This is a genomic window from Microbacterium sp. (assembly GCF_052102115.1).
Lineage (GTDB): Bacteria > Actinomycetota > Actinomycetes > Actinomycetales > Microbacteriaceae > Microbacterium.
The window spans coordinates 20,402-25,115 of sequence record NZ_JBQDVP010000011.1; the positions used below are offsets into that span (position 1 = coordinate 20,402).

Genomic DNA, 4,714 nt, shown 5'->3' on the forward strand with positions numbered 1-4,714 from the left:
TTGACGGGCATATCCGAGCGTCCTGGCGCTCACACGAGATCAAGAGGAAGAAATGACATCAACTGCGATGACACGACGCGGCAGACGCCGTGGGCTGCGCTCTGCCGCTGCCTTCGGCGTCGCTGCAGCGGTCGGTCTCAGCGGGCTGGTCGCCACTCCGGCCTTCGCCGCTCCTGGTGGCTCCAGCACCGGAACGGGAACCAACCACGCGACGCTCACGCCGACACTCACGGTCGCTCCCGGGCAGGACGTGAACGCCGAGGGCGACACCGTCCTGACTCTCACCGGGGAGGGATACGCCACCAGCAACGATTTCGGTGCATCCTTCGGCGGCGCATATCTGCTGTTCGGCGTCGTGACGCCGAAGGACGGTGCCGATCCCGGTAGCTGGGCGCCGAGTAAGAGGGGCCTGAGCGGCACCAACTACGATTACGCGGCGGGTGCGGGCACCTACCAGTCGTTGATCAACTACCCGGGCAACACCACCGAACCGGGGCTCGGCTTCATGGATGCCGACGGCGACTGGACCACGACGCTCACCATTCCCGGCGCGAGGTTCACCTCGCAGGCCGGTGCCGAGATCGATTGCTTCGAGCAGCAGTGCGGTGTCATCACCATGGGTGCGCACGGGCAGATGAGCGCCGGCACAGAGGTCTTCACCCCGGTGACCTTCGCCGAGGACGTGCCCGCTGTCGCACCGTCGTTCACGACGCACCCCTCCGACACCTCGGTCGCCGAAGGCGAGAGTGCGTCGTTCGCCGTCGCCGTCGCGGGAGAGCCCGCGCCGACGCTGCAGTGGCAGACCCGCATCGCCGATGACGAGTGGGCGGACATCGCCGACGCCACCGCGTCGGAGCTGACCGTCGAGAACGTCAGCACCGCGGATGACGGACGCCAGTACCGTGCGCTTGCGAGCAACGATGCGGCGACGGATGTCGCATCGGATGCCGCGACGCTCACCGTCGAGGCGACCGCTCCCGAGTATCCCGACGGCTCCGCCGTCGGCACGCCGCTCGAGGGCACCAGCGCGTACATCGTCGTCACCCCCGGTGAGGAGATCGACGGCTCGGACTCCGTCAGTCTCACGCTCGAAGGCTACGGGTTCAATCCCGGTCCCGTCGTCGCACCGGGAACCGGCAGCGGCGGCATCTACGTCGGCTTCGGCACGAAGAAGAACGCCGACAGCAATGAGGAGTGGCGCCGCAGCAAGGGCGGATCGAGCGGACCTGTGGGTATGGGCGACTACACCTACGGCTCACCGGTCTTCGTGGCGAACCAGGGCACCAGCGACGGTGACGTCGCCGATGCTGAGATGAACTCCGACGGCACGTGGACGGCCACGCTGACGGTTCCCGGAAGCAGCCTGCCGAGCTTCTTCGGTGACACGCTCAACTGCCTCGAGTACGAGTGCGGCGTGTTCAGCTTCGGTGCGCACGGTGCCATCAACGCGGCCAACGAGGCCTACACGGCGGTCTCCTTCGCAGAGCCCGCCGTACCCGCGACGCCGACCACGACGTCGATCGGCGCGCAGAACACGGCCGCTGTCGCCCTCGTCGGCGATGAGGTCGAGCTCTCCGCCGCGGTCGATCCGTCGGAAGCCGAGGGAACCGTGGAGTTCTTCCGCGGCGAGACGAGCCTCGGAGAGCAGACGGTCACAGATGGCGCTGCGACGCTGAAGACGAGCGACGTGGTCGCCGGCGCCCAGAGCCTCACCGCGGTCTTCACTCCCGCCGATGAAGCGGGCTTCGAAGCATCCACTTCGGCGGCGAGCACCTTCCGCTTCGTGGACCTCGCGCCTGCTGTCGGTGAGATCGCCGTCGGAGCCGCGACGGCCGAGATCGCGGATGCGACGCTGAACTGGAGCATTGCGAACTTCATCAGCTTCGGTTCCGGGCCCGGCAAGTCGGTCATCTCCGGCGACGTGGAGCTCAGCGAACTCCCCGAAGGCGCCACGGCCATCGATCGTGCCCAGCAGGAGTTCATCTTCTCCGGTGGCGTCGGTACGACCGATGCCGCGGGCAACTCGGTCGTGTCCTTCGAGGGCGCGGTGCTGGTGAACAGCGGAACGATGAACCAGTGGACGTTCGTCGACCCCGAGGTGCGCACGAGCGCGGACGGATCGGGGTACATCACCGCCGAACTCACGACGGAGTACCTCGCTTCACTGCTCGGCGGCGAGGACATCCTCGAGGGGCCGGCTCGCGTGGTGGTCTCGACCTTCACCGGCACCGAAGCGACCACGGCGGACGGAGTGACCTCATTCGAGGTGGCGCCGCTGTTCGAAGGCCAGTTCGCCGCAGGTTCCTGGATGGGCGAGTTCACCGGCGGCACGTTCGCCAATGAGGCGCTCGTGATGCTGAACTCCGGCATCCGCTCCTTCTTCCTGCAGTCCGGGTCCTCGTCGGATTCGACCAAGGCCGGCCGAGCGATCTCGCTCGCATACTCGAGTGCTGAGATCGCCGCCCCCGCGCTGACGATCGAGCCCCTGACCGGTCTTGACCGCGCGGGTGCCGTCATCTCGGTGACCGGATCGAGCTTCGAGGCGACAGCCAAGGCGGCCTATCCCGGTGCGCCGGATGCCCCGTCGGGCTCGTACGTCTCGCTGGGCTGGATCTCTGCTGATGGCTGGAAGCCGTCGGAGGGTGCGGGCTCTGCTTCCCGTGTCGCGGTGACGACGAAGTGGGTGCAGGGCACCCAGCCGACCGGTGACGGATACGTGGAGTGGACGGTCGCACCGAACGGACGCGCATCGTTCGCGTTCGACTTCGATGAGATCGCTTACGCGGATGTGCTCGCCAAGAAGCCGGCGACCGGTGACTACCGCCTCGCCGTCTACTCGGTGGGAGCAAGCGGCGTCGTGCAGGCGGCGAATGAGATCGCCTACGACGTGGAGTTCGCTCCGGCGGCGGCTACGGCCGTCTCGGTCGGGGCGCAGCCCAGCGGCGACTTCTCGACCGACTTCGCCGGTGAGGATGTGACCGTCTCGGCCACCGTCTCCCCTGTCGTCGCAGGTCACGTGGAGTTCTTCGCAGGCACCGTCGGTCTCGGCACCGCCGAGATCATCGACGGCGTCGCCACGATCGTGACCGATGATCTCATCGGCGGATCGAACGCCGTGACGGCTGTGTTCACACCGGAGGATGCGGTGCTGTACGAGGGCTCCACCTCGGCCGCACAGACGTTCCGCATCGTGGACCGTGAGCGCGTGATCGACGACATCGAGGTGGGTGAAGCGGTCGAGCAGATCACCGCTGCCGACCTGGAGTGGACGATCGCGAACTACTGGAGCAGCTTCGGCTACTCCTTCGGCAAGGAGGCGGTCTCGGGCGACGTGACCGTTCCGGGTGATCAGGGCTCGCTGGAGGCCGACTCGAACCGCGCCTTCGCATTCACGAACGGCACGGGACACCGTGACGCTCAGGGCAACGCGGTGATCGACTTCACCGCCACCGCTCGGGTGAGCTCGGGCGACGCGAGCCGGTGGGACTTCACCGATCCGCAGGTGCTCATGGACGCGAACGGCGATGGCTACATCACCGCCGAGTTCAGCGGTTTCTTCCGCATGGAAGGCCTCGCCGAGTTCGACTACGCGCCCCAGCGCGTGACGATCGCCACCTTCACGGGGGCGGATGTCACGGCGGCTGATGGTGCGGAATCGTTCACGGTCACTCCCATCTGGGAGGGGCAGTCGGCATCCGGCACCTGGGCGAACGATCGTACGGGCTCGTTCCCGAACGAGTTCACCTCGCTGCTGTACTCCGGCATCCGTTCGTTCTTCCATGAGTCGGGCTCATCGGCCGACGTCAACAAGGCGGTCAAGCCGATTTCGGTGTCGTTCACCGCTGGCACGGCCCCTGTCGTGTCGGCGCAGCCGACTGGCGCCTCGGTCACCGAGGGTCAGGATGCCGCGTTCGAGGTCGGCGTCACGGGATCTCCGACGCCGCGGATTCAGTGGCAGACGGGTCTCGGCGAGCAGTGGACCGACATCGACGGTGCCACCGGCACCGTACTGACGGTTCCCGCTGTCGCGGTCTCGGCACACGGTGCGCAGTACCGTGCGGTGGTGTCCAACGTGTTCGGCGAGGTCACCACCGACGTCGCTGCGCTGGATGTGCGTCCGACCCAGCCCACCGAGCCGCCGGCCGCACCGTCGATCGGCGATGAGGACGAGGGCGGCTTCGAGATCGTCGGTGTCGATGGACGGGCCATCACCATCGAGGTGCCGGAAGAGTTCGAGAACACCTGGGTGGGCGTGCACCTGCACTCCGCCCCGCAGTTCCTGGGCTGGTACCTCGTCCGTGACGGTCAGATCGTCGTGACGGCCCCGGCCGATGCCTTCGGCGACCACCGTCTGTCGTTCGTCTCGGCGAACGGCGAGCTGATCGGCTCCGTCGCCGTCTCACTGCCGGCGGCTCCGGCCGGAGACGGCGATGACGAGGGCGACGGTCAGGGCGGAAGCACTGGTGGGGGTGCGGGCTCCGACTCCGCCGGCGAAGGCTCCGACTCCGCCGGCGGCCTCGCCACCACCGGCGCAGAGCTGCCCCTGATGGCAGGGGGAGCGGCCCTGCTGCTGCTCCTCGCCGGAGCGGTTCTGCTGCTGGCGCGCCGGCGTCAGCACGTGGCCGCCGAATAGGAAAACCCATGCGGTGGGTGGTGGGGGGGGCGGGCCGCCCCCCCCCCCCCCGGCACACGAGGGGGCGGGCAGAACACCCCC

At 67.9% G+C, this 4,714-nt stretch carries 1 protein-coding gene; it reads left to right on the forward strand.

Features of this window, described 5'->3' with window-relative positions:
- Positions 1–52 precede the first annotated feature (52 nt).
- The gene (locus tag ACTICP_RS05465) at positions 53–4,633 is read left to right on the forward strand and encodes an Ig-like domain repeat protein (RefSeq protein WP_441890293.1); all 4,581 of its coding nucleotides are present in this window, start codon (positions 53–55) and stop codon (positions 4,631–4,633) included.
- Positions 4,634–4,714: the final 81 nt, after the last annotated feature.

What these genes read in the sequence shown, in the direction of transcription:
- ACTICP_RS05465 (WP_441890293.1), top strand. Translation starts at nt 53, where the DNA reads ATGACATCAACTGCGATGACACGACGCGGCAGACGCCGTGGGCTGCGC.